This is a genomic window from Streptomyces sp. CNT360 (assembly GCF_000424785.1).
Genome location: NZ_AUKO01000002.1, coordinates 529,643 through 545,559 on the forward strand (window position 1 = coordinate 529,643; position 15,917 = coordinate 545,559).

The 15,917-nt window shown below is 71.2% G+C and carries 9 protein-coding genes; 6 read left to right on the plus strand and 3 right to left on the minus strand.

All coding sequences use genetic code 11. The annotated features are described in order from the left end of the window. A complete protein-coding gene (locus H297_RS0106815; protein ID WP_027736421.1) occupies positions 1-1,299 on the plus strand; it encodes a DUF1343 domain-containing protein in 1,299 nt (432 codons plus the stop codon). 56 nt (positions 1,300-1,355) lie between these two features. On the opposite strand, the gene H297_RS34985 is transcribed toward H297_RS0106815, so the two are convergent. Beyond that, positions 1,356-3,326 carry an ABC transporter ATP-binding protein gene (locus H297_RS34985; protein ID WP_051351602.1) on the minus strand — a complete coding sequence of 657 codons (1,971 nt, stop codon included), beginning with the start codon at positions 3,324-3,326 and terminating at the stop codon, positions 1,356-1,358. 137 nt (positions 3,327-3,463) lie between these two features. Here H297_RS34985 and H297_RS0106825 point away from each other — a divergent pair, with 137 nt between their 5' ends. Next, positions 3,464-3,916, plus strand: a complete 453-nt coding sequence (locus H297_RS0106825; RefSeq protein WP_027736422.1) for a MarR family transcriptional regulator — start codon at positions 3,464-3,466, stop codon at positions 3,914-3,916. A gap of 224 nt (positions 3,917-4,140) precedes the next feature. Next, on the plus strand, positions 4,141-7,161 hold the full coding sequence (locus tag H297_RS0106830; protein ID WP_027736423.1) for an FAD-binding and (Fe-S)-binding domain-containing protein: 3,021 nt from the start codon (positions 4,141-4,143) through the stop codon (positions 7,159-7,161). 98 nt (positions 7,162-7,259) lie between these two features. Here H297_RS0106830 and H297_RS0106835 read toward each other — a convergent pair whose 3' ends face one another. Further along, on the minus strand, positions 7,260-8,681 hold the full coding sequence (locus H297_RS0106835) for an alpha-amylase (RefSeq protein WP_027736424.1): 1,422 nt from the start codon (positions 8,679-8,681) through the stop codon (positions 7,260-7,262). A gap of 330 nt (positions 8,682-9,011) precedes the next feature. On the opposite strand from H297_RS0106835, the gene H297_RS0106840 reads away from it, so the two are divergent. Continuing rightward, the gene (locus H297_RS0106840; protein ID WP_027736425.1) at positions 9,012-10,451 is read left to right on the plus strand and encodes a Gfo/Idh/MocA family protein; all 1,440 of its coding nucleotides are present in this window, start codon (positions 9,012-9,014) and stop codon (positions 10,449-10,451) included. Positions 10,452-10,535: 84 nt separating this feature from the next. Here H297_RS0106840 and H297_RS0106845 read toward each other — a convergent pair whose 3' ends face one another. Beyond that, positions 10,536-11,375: a L,D-transpeptidase family protein gene (locus H297_RS0106845; RefSeq protein WP_106959576.1), complete on the minus strand. Its 840-nt coding sequence runs from the start codon at positions 11,373-11,375 to the stop codon at positions 10,536-10,538. Positions 11,376-11,735: 360 nt separating this feature from the next. Here H297_RS0106845 and H297_RS41260 point away from each other — a divergent pair, with 360 nt between their 5' ends. Beyond that, positions 11,736-14,030: an ABC transporter transmembrane domain-containing protein gene (locus H297_RS41260; protein ID WP_486589431.1), complete on the plus strand. Its 2,295-nt coding sequence runs from the start codon at positions 11,736-11,738 to the stop codon at positions 14,028-14,030. Positions 14,031-14,095: 65 nt separating this feature from the next. Continuing rightward, positions 14,096-15,874: an ABC transporter ATP-binding protein gene (locus H297_RS0106855; RefSeq protein ID WP_027736427.1), complete on the plus strand. Its 1,779-nt coding sequence runs from the start codon at positions 14,096-14,098 to the stop codon at positions 15,872-15,874. The last annotated feature ends 43 nt before the right edge of the window (positions 15,875-15,917 follow it).

A 15,917-nucleotide genomic window follows, 5' to 3' on the forward strand; every position in this document is an offset into this window, starting at 1 on the left:
ATGGCCGCTTCGCCCTCTCGCCGTGCCCTGATGGCCGGTGGCACCGCCGCCCTCACCGCCCCGCTGCTCGCCGGCTCCGCCGCTGCGGAGCCGATCCGCGAGCCGACGGGCGGACACGGTGGCCTACGGGTGACACCGGGCGCCGATGTCGCGGCCGCCGACGGCTGGCGCGTCCTGCGGGGCCGGAAGGTCGGTGTCGTCAGCAACCCGACGGGCGTCCTGCGGGACGCCCGCCACATCGTCGACTCGATGGCCGAACAGAAAGAGCTCCGCATCGTCGGCGTCTTCGGCCCCGAGCACGGTTTCCGCGGCAGCGCGCAGGCGGGCGAGTCGGAACCGGAGTTCAAGGACCCGCGGACGGGCCTGACGGTCTACGACGCCTACGGCGCGGACGCGGAGAAGATGGCCGGCCTGTTCCGCAAGGCGGGTGTGGACACCGTCCTCTTCGACATCCAGGACGTCGGGGTGCGCTACTACACGTACATCTGGACGATGTACCACGCCATGGTCGCCGCCCGGGACGTCGGCGCCTCCTTCCTCGTCCTCGACCGCCCCAACCCCCTCGGGCGCAGAGCGGACGGCCCCCTGCTGAAACCGGCCTTCTCCTCCGGCGTCGGCCTCGAACCGATCATCCAGCAGCACGGCATGACGGTGGGCGAACTGGCGCGCTACTTCAACGGCGAGCTGTTGCCGAAGGAGGGCGACGGCGGCCAGGTGGAGCTGGAGGTCGTCCAGGTGCGCGGCTGGTCGCCAGGGACGCCGGCACAGCAGACGGGACTGCCCTGGGTGCCGCCCTCCCCCAACATGCCGACGCCCGAGACGGCGACCGCCTACGCGGGAACCGGCTACTTCGAGGGCACGAACCTGTCCGAGGGACGGGGCACCGCCCAGCCCTTCCTGTGCATCGGCGCACCGTATCTGGACTACCACTACAGCGACCGGCTCAACGCCCTGCGGCTGCCCGGAGTGCGCTTCCGTGAGGGCTACTTCGTGCCGACCTTCAGCAAGCACAAGGGCACCACGTGTGCGGGCGTCCAGCTCCTGGTGACCGACCCCGCACGCTACGAGGCGGTGCCGACAGCGGTCGCCATGCTGCGGGAGGCGCAGCGGTACGACGGTTTCGCCTGGCGCAAGGACCCCGACACCGAGCAGCCGTACTGGATCGACAAGCTGTCGGGCTCCTCCCGGCTGCGGGAGATGCTCGACGCCGGCAAGAGCCTCGAAGAGGTCACCGGCGCCTGGCGCTTCGAGGTCCGCGACTTCGAGAGGACCCGAAGGCGGTATCTCCTCTACCGCTGAGACGACGGTCAGCTCCCCGCCGCACCGGCTCGGCGCCACAGCAGCTCACAGCCGCGTCAACCCACCGCGACGTCGGCTCCGGGCCGCTCGCCGGACACCACGGCGTCGGCATCGGAGCCTGCGCCTGCCTCCGCCGTGCCGGCCTCGCTGTGCGGTGCGTCCGTGGTCTCGCTGTCGCGCCGCACCAGGGCGGCGTATTTGCCGTCCGCGGCCAGAAGCTCCTCGTGAGTGCCCCATTCGGCGATCCGGCCGGCTTCCAGGACGACGATCTGGTCGGCGTCCCGCACCGTGGACAGGCGGTGCGCGATGGTCAAGGTGGTGCGGCCGGCGGAGAGCGTGTCGACAGCCTGCTGGACGGCACGCTCGGTGCGGGTGTCGAGTGCGCTGGTGGCCTCGTCCAGGATCAGCACGGGCGGATCGCGCAGGATGGTGCGCGCGAGGGCGAGCCGCTGCTTCTCGCCGCCCGAGAAGCGGTAGCCGCGCTCGCCGACGAGCGTGTCGTAGCCGTCCGGCAGAGCGGCGATCTGGTCGTGGATCTGTGCGGCCCGTGCCGCCGCCCGCAGCTCCTCGGCGGAAGCGTCCGGCTTCGCGAAGCGCAGATTGTCGGCGACGGTGGCGTGAAAAAGGTACGTCTCCTGGGAGACCACCCCGACCGCCTCGGAGAGGGTGGCGAAACCGAGATCGCGCACGTCCACTCCGTCGAGGGTGACGCGGCCCCCTGTCACGTCGTACAGGCGCGGCACGAGATAGCTCAGGGTGCTCTTGCCGGAGCCGGTGGCTCCGACGACGGCGAGGCTGCTGCCCGCCGGGAGCCTCAGATCGATCCCGTGCAGGGTGCGACCGCTCGCTCCGGTGCGGCCAAGGCTGCCCGGACCGCCTGCGGGCTCGGGCGAGTCGGGACCGGCGTCGTCACCGTAGGAGAAGTCGACGTTCTCGAAGCGCACGTCACCGCGCACCGTGGGCAGCTCCACGGGATACTCGGGTTCGGTGATGCTGACAGGCAGGTCGAGGTACTCGAAGATGCGCTGGAAGAGCGCCAGCGAGGTCTGCATCTCCACGCCGGTGGTCAGCAGCGAGACGGTCGGCCGCAGCAACCCCTGCTGGAGGGTCACGAAAGCGACGAGGGTGCCGATGGAGAAGGCGGGACCGCCGAAGTGGGTGAGGATGCCGGCGGTCCAGTAGAGCAGCGCGGGAATGGCGGCCATGACGATGCCGATGGTTGCCATCCGCCAGCGCCCGGCCATGCTGGAGCGCACCTCCAGATCGACCAGCCGCTCGGACTCGCCGGAGAAGCTCCGGGTGAGCGAGTCGGACCGGCCCATGGTGCGGCCGAGCAGGATGCCGCTGACCGAGAGCGACTCGGTGACCAGTGCGGACATCGACGCCATCTGCTTCTGCCGCTCGGTGGCGATGCGCTTGCGCTCCCTGCCCACGCGCCGGCTCACCCACACGAAGAAGGGCAGCAGCGCGAGGGAGGCGAGGGTCAGCCGCCAGTCGAGAGCCAGCATGGCGACGACCGTGGCGACCACACTGGTCAGGTTGGAGACGAGAGAGGTGGCGGTCGAGGTGACCGTCGCCTGCATGCCGCCGATGTCGTTCGCGATGCGGGACTGCACCTCACCCGTGCGGGTGCGGGTGAAGAAGGCGAGCGGCATCCGTTGCAGCTTCGCGTACACCCCCGTGCGCAGGTCGTGCATGACCCGCTGCCCGACCCTGGTGCTGATCAGTGTCTGCAGGACGCCGAAGACGCTGGTCGTCACGGCGGTGCCGATCATGCCCAGGGCCAGCAGCGACAGCAGTCCGGTGCGCTGCCGGGGGATGGCGACATCCAACATCTCGCGCAGCAGGAACGGAGACGCGACGGAGACCAGCGACGAGGCGGCGACCAGGAGGCCGACCAGCGCCAGCCGGCCACGGTAGGGCCGGAAGAGGCGCAGGATGCGGCGCACCTGCGCGGGCTGCTCGGCTGTCGGTGGATGGAGGGGATGCTTCTGGGCCGGCGTCCAGCCGGGCGCTGGATGGCGCAAGGGACTCCTCGGGTTCGGCGGGGAGGGCGGCGCCGGATCCACGGCACCGCGCTCTCACGGGTCTTCTCACAGGCCTCCGGAGCATAGTTCATTGTTACCTATACTCACAATGAACACTGTCCTGATACGTTGCGGCCATGGTCCACCACCCCGCCGACGAACCCGCTTTCGACCTGGCCGACCAGCTCCTCCGCCTGACGAAGCGGATCAACCATGCTCACCGGCACAACTTCGCCCCCCTCGGCGTCACCCCGGCGCAGGGACGGATGCTGCGCACGGTCGCGCACAGCCCCGAGCCGCCCCGGATGGCCGACCTCGCCGACCGGCTGGGCGTGGTCCCCCGGCAGGTGACCAGCCTCATCGACGCCCTGGAGGAGCGCGGGCTGGTGCGCCGCGCTCCGGACACCAGCAACCGCCGGGTCACCCGGATCGAGCTAACGGAGGGCGGCTTCCGGGCGCTGACGGAGCTGCGGCGGGCCCGGCGGACGGCCGCCGAGGAGCTGCTGGCACCGCTCACGTCCGCACAGCGCGACGAGCTCAGCCGCCTGCTGGCCCTGCTGGACGGCCAGGAAGGCTGGAGCAGCCGGTAGGCAGGCGGCCCGGCCGCAGGCGGGGCGACGAGCGTTGCCCGGCCGGGACGACCCCCACAGCTGGTGTCGGAGGGCCGCTTTAGCATGAGACGCAGATGCCGCCGCTCCGGCCGGGCAGACACCGTGCTCCGACCGGAAGGGGGCATCGCCCGTGCGGCCCGGACGGCGCGGTACGGGCCGAACACCCAGCGTCCCGTGTCCCCGCTGTGCGCCCAGGAGCTCCCATGCCGCTGCTCGAACCGAAGCCCGGATCGCTGCGCCCGCAGGCCGGAGACGGCCGCGCCCCGGCCGCGGACCGGGTGCCGAGCGAGCGGGCAGACGGCACACCGCAGCCGCTCCGTGGCGACCTGGAGCGGCTGCTGGGCGCCGACAAGGTCCTGACCAAGGTCTCCGACCTGGTGCGGTACGCCTCCGACGCGAGCCCGTACCGGTTCATCCCCAAGGTGGTCGTGCTGGCCGAGGACGTCGAGGACGTGGCCGCGGTCCTCGCGTACGCGCGCGAACACGGCCGTGACGTCGTCTTCCGCGCCGCGGGCACATCGCTGAACGGGCAGGCACAGGGGGAGGACATCCTCGTTGACGTGCGTCGGCACTGGGCAGGCGTCGAGGTGCTGGACGAGGGCTCCCGGGCCCGTATCGGACCGGGCACCACCGTCTTCAGGGCGAACGCCGCACTGGCGCCGCACGGACGGCTGCTGGGCCCCGACCCGGCCAGCGCCATCGCGTGCACCGTGGGCGGGGTGGTCGCCAACAACGCGTCCGGGATGACGGCCGGCACCACCCGCAACTCCTACCGCACCGTCGCCTCCCTCACCTGCGTCCTGCCCGGCGGAACCGTCGTGGACACGGCAGATCCGGCCGCGGACGGGAAACTGGCGCGCGAGGAGCCGGCGCTGTGCAAGGGCCTGCTGGCGCTCAAGGCGGAGATCGAGGCGGACACCTCTCTCGTCGCCCGTATCCGGGCCAAGCACGAGTTGAAGAACACGAACGGCTACCGGCTGGACGCCTTCTTGGACGGTGCGACGCCCGTGGAGATCCTGCGGGGGCTCATGATCGGCTCGCAGGGCACGCTCGGTTTCCTCGCCGAGTTCGTCTTCGAGACCCTTCCGCTGCACCGGCGCACGTCCACGGGACTGTTCTTCTTTCCGTCGCTGTCAGCCGCGGCAGCCGCTGTGCCGCGCTTCAACGAGGCCGGGGCCATGTCCGTCGAGCTGATGGACGGCAACACCCTGCGAGCCTCCGTGAGCGTGTCCGGTGTGCCGCGCGACTGGGCGGACCTGCCGAAGGAGACGACAGCCCTGCTGGTGGAGTTCCGCTCCCCCGACGACGCCGTACGGGAGGAGCGCGAACAGGCGGCGCGGGAGGTACTGGCCGGTCTCGAACTGGTGGCCCCCGTCGCCTCCGTCACCAATGAGCTGACCCGCGACGCGAAGACGATCGCCTCCTACTGGAAGGCACGCAAGGCGTTCGTCACGGCGGTCGGCGGGTCGCGCCCGTCGGGCACGACGTTGATCACCGAGGACTTCGCGGTGCCGCCCGCACGCCTGGCGGAAGCCTGCGAGGCGCTGTTGGAGCTGCAGGAGCGCCACGGATTCGACGCCGCCGTGGCGGGCCACGCGGCACACGGGAACCTGCACTTCCTGCTGGCCTTCGACGCGGCCGACCCAGGGGACGTCTCCCGCTACGCCGCGTTCATGGACGAGTTCTGCCGCATGACGGTCGAGCGCTTCGACGGTTCCCTCAAGGCCGAGCACGCGACAGGCCGCAACATCGCTCCCTTCCTGGAGCTGGAGTGGGGCACCGAGGCCACCGAGCTGATGTGGCGCATCAAGCGGTTGCTGGACCCGGCCGGCGTGCTGGCACCCGGCGTGCTGCTGGACCGCGACCCGCACGCCCACCTGCGCGGCCTGAAATCCATTCCCGGCGTCGAGGCGATCGCCGACCCCTGCATCGAGTGCGGGTTCTGCGAACCGACCTGCCCGAGCGAGGATCTGACCACCACGCCGCGCCAGCGGATCGTGCTGCGCCGCGAGATGCTGCGTCAGTCACCCGGCTCCCTGGTGGGCGAGAACCTGCTCGCCAGTTACGGCTACGACGCCGTCGACACCTGTGCGGGGGACTCGACCTGCAAGCTCGACTGCCCGGTGGGCATCGACACCGGTGCCCTGATGAAGACCTTCCGGCACGCACGGCACTCCCCGCGCGAGGAGCGGGCCGCCGCACGGACGGCGCGCCACTTCGCGCAGGTGGAGCGCTCGGCCCGGCTTGCCGTCGCAGCCGCCGACCAGCTCCGCAGGCGCGTCCGCGGGCGGGACGGCACCTTGGGGGACCGCCTACTGGGAGCCGTGACCGGCACCGCACGCAAGGCTGTCCGTCCGGATCTGGTGCCCGAGTGGCTGCCCGAGATCCCGGCGCCCGCCGCCAAGCGGCTGCCGGCGACGAGCCGGCAGCTCGCCGCCGCCGTCTACTACCCGGCGTGCGTGAACCGGATCTTCGGCGATCCGGACGGTTACGAGGGACTGTCGCTGCCCGAGGCCATGGTGGTCGTCTCGGCCCGGGCCGGCCGCCCGGTGTGGATACCGGACGACGTGCGCGGCACCTGCTGCGCCACGATCTGGCACTCCAAAGGCTACGAGGCAGGCAACACGCTCATGGCCAACCGGATGGTGGAGGCTGCCTGGCGGTGGACGGACGGCGGGGAGCTTCCCCTGGTGGTGGACGCCTCCTCGTGCACTCTGGGCCTCACGGAGGAAGTCGTCCCCTACCTCACCCCTGCCAACCGGAAACTCCACGATCGGCTGACCGTCGTCGACTCCCTGGTATGGGCGGCACGGGATCTGCTTCCGCACCTCACCATCGAGCGCCGCGTTCCCTCCGCCGTCGTCCACCCCACGTGCTCGATGCGGCACCTGGGGGACGAGGACGAACTGCGCCGGGTGGCCGAGGCCTGCGCGGACGAGGTCGTCGTACCGCTGGACGCCGGGTGCTGCGCCTTCGCGGGCGATCGTGGACTGCTGCACGAGGAGCTGACCGCCTCCGCGACCGCCCGGGAGGCCGCGGAGGTGGGGCAGCGTCCCTACGACGCCTATCTGTCGGCGAACCGGACGTGTGAGATCGGTATGGACCACGCCACGGGCAAGGGTGCACCCGCCTCCGCGGACGATGCGCACGGCACGGGCCGCACCGACAATCGCGGGTACCACTCGGTGATCCAGGAACTGGAGCTGGCGACCCGGCCGCACTGAACGGGCAGCGCCGGCCCCGGACTGTTCCGGCGGGTCACCCGGTGCCCGCTGTCACCGACCGGCCGCCTCGTCCCGCCAGCGTTGCTCCGCCGACCGTCTCATCTCTTGGCGTCCACGTGGAGGGCGACCGCGGTGTGGGCCGGCAGCGTCAAGCCTGCGATGCCGTCGGAGCCGACCTCCGCCTTCTCCTGGCAACCCCCCTGCTCGGAAGCCACGTTGCAGTACGTACCGGCGGGCAGCGAAGTGGTGAAGTCTGCGCTGACCTCGCTGTCACCGTTGTTGAGAGCGACGAACCCGCGGTCGCCGCGGCTGAAGGCGAGTGTCTGGCCCTCGGACCACCAGTCGGTCAGCTCGGCGGTGCCGACCGCGTTGCGGAAGCCGACCATCCCGGTGATCTCGGGCTTGGCGTGGTTGCCGGTCCAGCCGTCGGTACCGCCGGGCGGGCCCGCGTCGTTGTCGTCGAAGGCGTAGCCGGAGTAGACGTTCGGCGAGCCGTAGGGGTGGGCCAGCAGGAAGACGTTGGCGAGCGTGTAGACGGCTCCGTCCTTGTACGTGAGGGAGGAGCCGTTGCGTTCGGTGTCCCAGTTGTCGACGAAGGTGCGGGCGGCGCCGCCCTCCAGCATCCCGTCCCCGACCTGCGCAAGAGCACCGAGGTCTCCCCCCTGGAACGCGCTCTTGAGGGCACGGCCGTAGCGGAACTCGTCGACGTCCCCGAGGCCGGTGTACTCCTCCGGCTGGACCGCTTCACCGTCCCCCTGGATCACCTCGCTGACCCAGAAGCCGGGATCCTGGCTCATCTTGGCCTTGATGGCCGCCATGTCGTCCGCCGCCATGTGCTTGGCCGCGTCGATCCGGAACCCTGCCACCCCGAGGGAGCGCAGGTCGTCGAGGTAGCGGGCGACGGTACCGCGCACCGCCTCGCTGCCGGTGTCGAGGTCGGCGAGGCTCACGAGTTCGCAGTTCTGCACGTCGTCCCGGTCCGTGTAGTCCTGGATGTCGTGACGGCAGGTGTGGAAGTCGGCGTCCTGGTAGGTGCCGGGGTAGTCGTACTTGCTGTACGCCGAGCCTCCGGTGCCGGTCCCTGACCCGGAGGTCATGTGGTTGACGACGGCGTCGGCGATGACCCCGACGCCTGCCGTCTCGCACGTCTTCACCATCTCGGCGAAGTCGTCGCGGCTTCCGAGTCGGCCCGCGATGCGGTAGCTGACCGGCTGGTAGGAGGTCCACCACTGGTCGCCCTGGATGTGCTCGCCGGCGGGTGAGACCTCGACATAGCCGTACCCGGCGGGGCCGAGAGTGTCGGTGCACTCCTTCGCGACGGCGGTGAAGGGCCGCTCGAACAGGGTGGCGGTGACGGCTTTGCCGCCGGGCGGCGACGCCGGAGCGGGCGCGGTGGCGGACCGCGGCACGTGGCTGAGGCGCGCCGACGCGTCCGCCTGAGCGTGCCAGGGCGTCGTCACGAACAGGCCGCTTGCCGCCAGTACTCCTGCCGTCCCGGCTCCGAGCAGACGTTTTCTCATGGTGCGGCTCCTTCGGTGTTCGGGCAGGGGATGCCCGGAAGGCAGCCTGGCGCCTGGGCCACCGTGGGGGACGTGAACGCACCGGCGGCCACAGGGGCCCGGCCCGTCCACGAGCTGTGACCGGAGCCTCCCGCCACGGCAGGGACGCGTCAAGAGGGCTCGCAAGACCAGCCAGTCTCTTTCAGCAAATAATTGCGGACGGGGAAGTCCATCCACCGGCAACGAGAGTCCAAGTACGCGCTCTTGCGCACCACTGATCTCAACCACCAGGGTCCTGAGCCGAGTTCCTCGTTCCGAGACGTACCGGTGCGCCGAGGCCACCCGGACGACATGCGACGACCTGCGGGAGACACGATGAGTGACGACCAGGGATTCAGCCGCCGCTCCGTACTGCGGACCGCCTCAGCAGCCGGGGCCGGTCTCGGCGTCGGCGCGCTGGGCAGCACCACGGCTGGTGCGGCCACACCCACCCCGGCCTCGGCGGCGCCGTCGGGGTACGACGACGCCGCGACACCGCCACGCCAGGGCAAGACCATGATCGGCGTACCGTTCGAGGCGCGCCGCACCGTCCGGGTCGGCATCATCGGCCTGGGACAGCGCGGCGGCAGCATGATCGATCTGTTCCTCGCGCTGGACGGCGTCCGGGTCGTCGCCCTGTGCGACCCGGTGCGGGAGAAGTCCGAGCGCGCGGCGAAGAAGGTCACCGACGCCGGCCAGCCCGCGCCCGCCCTCTACACGAAGGACGATCACGACTTCGAGAAACTGTGCAGACGCTCGGACCTCGACTTCGTATACGTCGCCACGCCCTGGGACTGGCACTTCGAGATGGCCAAGACCGCCATGAAGGACGGCAAGCACGTCGGCGTCGAGTGTCCGATCGCGCTGGAGCTGCGGCAGCTGTGGGAGCTGGTCGACCTCTCGGAGAAGACCCGCAAGCACTGCATGCAACTGGAGAACTGCGCCTACGGACAGAACGAGATGCGCGTGCTGCGGATGGCCCATGGCGGTCTCTTCGGCGATCTCCTGCACGGCGCAGGCGCCTACCTGCACGACCTGCGCGAACTGATGTTTGACCCGGACTACTACGAGGGCCCCTGGCGGCGCCTGTGGCACACCCGCCTCAGGGGCGACCTCTACCCCAACCACGGCTTCGGGCCCGTCGCCAACTACATGGACGTCAACCGCGGCGACCGCGCCGTACGGATCAGCACCTTCGGCTCCCCCACCGCCGGGCTGGCCGCCTACCGCAAGGAGCACATGCCGCCGGGCGACCCGAGCTGGAAGGAGAGCTACGTCAAGAGCGACATGGCGATCAGCCTCATCCAGACCGCGAAGGGCCGGGTCATCCGGCTGGAGCAGGACGTGTCCAACCCGCACCCCTATTCACGGCTCAACATCCTCGGCGGCACCAAGGGCGTCTTCGAGGACTACCCACCCCGCATCTACCTCGAACCTGACATGTCCGGGGACGAGTGGGGCGACTTCGACGCGTACAAGAGCCACGACCACTGGCTGTGGAGGGAACACGCCGACCCGCCCGGCGGGCACGGCGGCATGGACTACATCATGCTGTTCCGTCTGATGCAGTGCATGCAGCTCGGGCTGGTGCCCGACTTCGATGTCTACGACGCGGCCACCTGGACCTCTCCCGTCCCGCTCAGCCACGCCTCCATCAAGGCACACGGGCTGCCGCAGGCCATCCCGGACTTCACCCGGGGGCTGTGGAAGAAGGCACGACCGGGCGTCGACTCCGAGAAGCCCGAGGAGTGACCCTCCGACACCTCACCCGGGCCCTGCCCGGCCTTGGACCGGCCGCCTCGCCCGCTGCGGGCACAGCGCGCGAGGAAGGCAGGCTCAGCTCCTGAGCGACGCCTTGTCCCCCATCACCACCACCGGGTGCTCCTTGGGATCCAGCGTCCTCAGCAGCGTCTCCATCCCGGACCTCGACAGGCTCACGCAGCCCGAGGTGCCGCTGCCGTGGTCCATGTGCAGCCAGATGCTTCCCCCCTTCGCCTGCCCCTGTGGCCGGGACGGGTCGAGGGGGGACGCGCCTTTGACGCGGTTGTAGTCGATCGCGATCACATGGTCGAAGTCGTGCCGGGTCTTCTTCGGCCAGTACGTCGGCGGAGTGAACGAAGATGTCTGGGCGTACGGCAACTTGGTGTCCGACTGCGGCAGCACCCCGCCGGCGTCGGAGAGGGTGTAGACACCGACCGGACTGCGTTTGTCCCCCTGGCGGTGGTCGGGCGTCCACCCCTTCTTACCGTTGTGCGCCTGCCAGGTGTGCTCCTCGCGCCACTTCTTGCCCTGCCGGGTGTAGAGGCGCACGGTCGCGGCTGCGGAGTCCTTCCCCTTGCCCTCGACGGCGACGACCTGATCGCTGTTGTCGGGGATCTTCTTCTGGAGGCGGTCACCCACGTGGGGGATCCTGGTGGGATCCTTCGCCAACTCGGCCTTCGGGGACGACTTCGAGGCCTTCGATTCCTTCGCTCCGGTGGAGTGTCCTCCCCCGCCATCCGACCCGCAGCCGGAGAGCAGCACGGCCAGCACCGTGCCGCCGGCCGCCGCCACGAGGACTGCCTTGGCCTTGGCCCGCGCTCTGGCCCGACCGGATGACACCTCCTGGGCGCGGCCCGTGAAGTCCGCGCGCGCCGCCGTACCGCCGCTTGTCCGTGCTGCCCCAGGTGTGCGCATGTCCTCCATCCTCGCATTGGCCTGAAGCTGTCCGCCGCCGGGGAAAACCTGTTGCTTTGTCCCGGCTGACCGGATGAGATCAGCAGTCGCCCGAGCCGTGCCGACGCCGCTGCGCGGCCGAACCGGGTGCGTACCGCTCTGTCCGCTCACCGCGCTCCTTCCACCCCTTCGGCCCCTCGCACTTTCCCGCCACCTGACCGACCGACCGTACGGCCCGGGCCTGGCCGCACACCCCTGCACTTCGCCCCGCCGCACTGCCGGCCTACGCCGGGGGCCGTCGACAGCCGGTCGGCCGCCGACCGCGCGCAGCCGACGCAGCCGCAGCCCGACTGCCCCGCTTTCGAAACCGTCTGGAACGGCATGCAGATTCGTGACCTCCCCTACTCCGACCCCGGCGACCCGGACGTGCGCTCCGGACCACGGCTGCTGCTGTGGCTGGGACGCCGGCAGCTCGGCGGCCAGCTCAAGGCGTTGGGGTGGGGTGTCCTGCACCTGGCCTCGATCGCCTTGTTCCCCGCGGTCGCCGGTCTCGCAGTCGACGCCGTCGTGGACCGCTCGGGCCGAGGCCTTCTGCAGGCCGGTGCGGCGATGCTGGCCCTCACCCTGACCGTGACCGTCGGCGACACGATGCTCCACCGGGTCGCGGTCACCAACTGGATCACCGCGGCCGCACGCATCCAGCAGTTGCTCGCCCGCCGTACCGCCGCGCTGGGCGCCACCCTCACCCGCCGGGTCGCTGCCGGGGAGGTGGTCGCCGTCTCGACCGGAGACATCGAGCGCATCGGCTGGTGCGTCGAGGCGGTCTCCCGGTTCAGCGCCGCCTTGCTGACCACCCTCGGTGTCTGTGCCGCACTCGCCGTCTACCAGCCGCAACTGGGCCTCCTGGCCTGCGGAGGCATGGTTGCTCTCGCGCTGACCGTGCTGCCGCTGCTTCCCCGGGCGACCCGGCGGGCCGACGTCCAGCGGGAGAAGGCGGGGCGCGCGACCGAGCTCGCCGCCGACACCGTCGCCGGCCTGCGAGTGCTGCGCGGCATCGGAGGCGAGGGCCTCTTCCTCGACCGGTACCGCAGGGCCTCGCAGGAGGTCCGGCGAGCCGCCGTGCGGACCGCTCGCATGTGGTCGTTCATCGAGGCCCTCCAAGTCGTCCTGCCGGGACTGCTGCTGATCGCGGTCGTCTGGTACGGCGCCGCACTGGCGCGGGACGGGCGTATCGCCGTCGGCGAGCTGGTCATGGTGTACGGAGCCATCAGCTTCCTGCTCATGCCTCTCCAGCTCTTCGGCGAGTTCGCCATGTCGTACTCCTTCTCACGGCCCGCGGCGACTCGTGCTGCGCGGGTTCTGGGGCTGCGACGGTCCGCCACGGGAGAGCGGGACGAGGAGCGGGCACGGCGGGACGGATCGCAGGCGCCGCGGGGCAGATCGCAGGCACCGCGGTACGGGGAGCGCGTCCCGGTCGAGGAGGCGCACACGTCGGTGCAGGGCATGCGCACACCGCCGGGCGAGGGCCGTACATCGGTGGACGGCTTCGACGATCCGGCCACCGCAGCGCGGGGCTCCAGCGTTGGCAGTGCCCGGGTGACCGTCCCCGACCCGCCGCAGGAATCCGTCGTCGACAGACCGCAGGACTCCGTCGTCGGACGGTTGCCCGAGGTCGTTGCGGGGACAGCGGAGGCGTCGCCCGCCGGGCTGTACGACCGGGTCACCGGACTGCACGTCCCCACCGGCACGCTCACCGCCGTGGTCTGTGGAGACCCGGACACGGCGGGGCGCCTCGCCGAGCGGCTGGGCGGCCACCCGCCGTCGGAGGCCGACACCGGGGCGGAATCCGCCGACGACCGCCAGGCGCACGCTTCCGCCTCCGTCCTGTTCGACGGGGCCCCGCTGGACCACATGCCGCTGGAGGAAGCCCGCGCCATCGTGCTGGTCCAGGACAAGGACCCGGTGCTGCTCTCCGGCACCCTCGCGGACCTGCTCGACGTACCGTCCTCCGGCACGGTGAGCGCCGCCCAGGCTCTGGCCGCCGCCCAGTGCCGGGATGTGCTGGACGCGCTGAGGCAGAGCAGCCCGGATGCGGGCGGTGAGGCGATGCGGGCCAGGGTCACCGAACGCGGGCGATCCCTCTCGGGTGGCCAGCGGCAGCGGCTCGCTCTGGCACGCTCGCTGCTGACCGATCCCCCCGTTCTGGTTCTCGACGAACCCACCTCGGCAGTCGACTCGCACACCGAGGCCCGGATCGCCCGCGCAGTGGCGCTGCTGCGGTCCGGCCGGACGACAGTGGTCTTCTCCTCCAGCCCGCTGCTCCTCGACCGTGCGGACCACGTCGTCTTCCTGCGCGAGGCCAACGTCGCCGCAACCGGCAGCCACCGTGATCTGCTGCGTACCGAACCCGGGTACCGAGCCGTGGTGAGCCGGGAACCAGGCGGCTCCGAGCCCGCTTCGGCCCCGGCAGCGCCGCGTGCCGCGGAGGCGGGGGGATGCGCCTCACCGCCCCGGTCCAGCGCCGCCGGCAAGAGACGTGCTCCGGCCGAATCCGGCGCTCCCGATGTCGGTCGCCTTCCAGCCGATCCTGGCGCCAGCGACCAGGAAGGCAGCCCTGTGGAGGCCGCACAGTCACCCGTGGAAGCCGCACAGACGGAGGAGGTCGAATCCGCGTGACCGCCCGTAGTTCGCCACCGGAGACGACGCACCGTCCGGCACCCGCCACGCGGCGCACGCCACGGTTGGGGGTCCCCGACCCGGCCTACGACCCGTCGGCGCCGGAGGACGTCACCATCCTGCCCGTCGGCTCCCCGGCGACCGTCCGCTCCTACGTCCGGGAGCTTCTGCGCCGCCACCGTGGCGCCTTCGTGCTCCTCGTCACGGTCAACACCGTCGCCGTCCTCGCCTCGATGGCAGGGCCGCAACTGCTGGGCGGGGTCGTCGACGATCTGGCCGCAGGCAGCCGTCAGCTGGAACTGGGCCGCGTCACCGCCCTGTTCGCACTCGCACTCGCCGTGCAGACGGTCTTCACCCAGCAGGTACGCCTGCGCGGAGCGATGCTGGGCGAGCAGATGCTGGCCGACCTGCGGGAGGACTTCCTCGTCCGTTCCGTGGGTCTGCCGCCCGGCGTGCTGGAACAGGCCGGTACCGGCGATCTCCTCTCGCGGATCACCACGGACATCGACCGGCTGGCCGACGCCATGCGCAAGGCCGTCCCGCAACTCGCGGTCGGCCTGGTGTGGACGGCGCTGCTGGTGGGCGCTCTCTGCGTGACGGCGCCGCCGCTGGCGCCGGCCGTACTGATCGCGCTGCCCGTGCTGCTGGTCGGCTGCCGTTGGTACTTCCGGCGGGCGCCGCACGCCTACCGGGCGGAGGCGGCCGGCTACGCGGCCGTCTCCGCCGCGCTGGCCGAGACCGTGGACGCGGGCCGCACCGTGGAGGCGCACCGGCTCGGCTCGCGTCGGGTGGCTCTCTCCGAGCGGCGGATCGGCGAATGGACGGCATGGGAGCGCAGAACGATGTGGTTGCGCACCGTGCTCTTCCCCACGGTCAACATCAGCAACATGCTGATCATCGGTGGCGTACTGCTGCTCGGCGGGCTCTTCGTCCTCCACGGCTGGGTGAGTGTCGGCGAGCTGACGACCAGCGCCCTCCTGGCGCAGATGCTCGTCGAGCCGGTGAGCATGATCCTGCGCTGGTACGACGAGTTGCAGGTCGCCCAGGTGTCGCTGGCCCGGCTCGTGGGCGTGCGGGAGATCGAGCGGGACGACGGCGCGGGCGGCCTCGTACCCCGGGGAAAGGAGATGCGCGCCAGCCGGGTGCGCTTCGGCTACCGGCACGGTGTCGACGTCCTGCGCGACGTCACGCTCGACGTGGCTCCCGGCAGCCGGGTCGCTCTGGTGGGCCCCTCGGGCGCGGGCAAATCGACGTTGGGCAGGCTGCTGGCCGGGATATACGGACCCCGGCGGGGCGAGGTCACTCTCGGCGGGGCACGGCTGAGCGAGATGCGTGCCGAGGATGTCCGCCGCCATGTGGTGCTGGTCAACCAGGAGCACCACGTCTTCGTCGGCACGCTGCGCGACAATCTGCTGCTGGCCGCCCCGGACGCCGACGACGCCGCGCTGCTGGCTGCCCTGGCGGCGGTCGGCGCGGACAGCTGGGCGCAGATGCTGCCGGAGGGGCTGGACAGCGAGGTAGGGTCCGGCGGTATCACCATCACCCCGGCCCAGGCGCAGCAGATCGCGCTCGCGCGCCTGGTGCTCGCCGACCCGCACACGCTCGTGCTGGACGAGGCGACCTCCCTGCTGGATCCCCGTGCCGCGCGGCATCTGGAGCGGTCGCTCGGTCAGGTCCTCGACGGGAGGACGGTGGTGGCGATCGCCCACCGTCTGCACACGGCGCACGATGCGGACGTCATCGCGGTGGTGGAGGACGGCCGCATCAGCGAACTGGGCAGCCACGACGCCCTCGTCGCGGCAGACGGCCCCTACGCGGCGCTGTGGCGCTCCTGGCACGGGTAGAGCAGTGCCGGGTCCGGCAAGGGAGGGAGCGGCATCCCACCGG

Excerpts from the sequence above, each read along its gene's own strand:
- H297_RS0106815 (WP_027736421.1), top strand. The coding sequence starts at position 1 with ATGGCCGCTTCGCCCTCTCGCCGTGCCCTGATGGCCGGTGGCACCGCC.
- H297_RS0106825 (WP_027736422.1), top strand. The coding sequence starts at position 3,464 with ATGGTCCACCACCCCGCCGACGAACCCGCTTTCGACCTGGCCGACCAG.
- H297_RS0106830 (WP_027736423.1), top strand. The coding sequence starts at position 4,141 with ATGCCGCTGCTCGAACCGAAGCCCGGATCGCTGCGCCCGCAGGCCGGA.
- H297_RS0106835 (WP_027736424.1), bottom strand. The coding sequence starts at position 8,681 with ATGAGAAAACGTCTGCTCGGAGCCGGGACGGCAGGAGTACTGGCGGCA.
- H297_RS0106840 (WP_027736425.1), top strand. The coding sequence starts at position 9,012 with ATGCGACGACCTGCGGGAGACACGATGAGTGACGACCAGGGATTCAGC.
- H297_RS0106845 (WP_106959576.1), bottom strand. The coding sequence starts at position 11,375 with ATGCGCACACCTGGGGCAGCACGGACAAGCGGCGGTACGGCGGCGCGC.
- H297_RS41260 (WP_486589431.1), top strand. The coding sequence starts at position 11,736 with ATGCAGATTCGTGACCTCCCCTACTCCGACCCCGGCGACCCGGACGTG.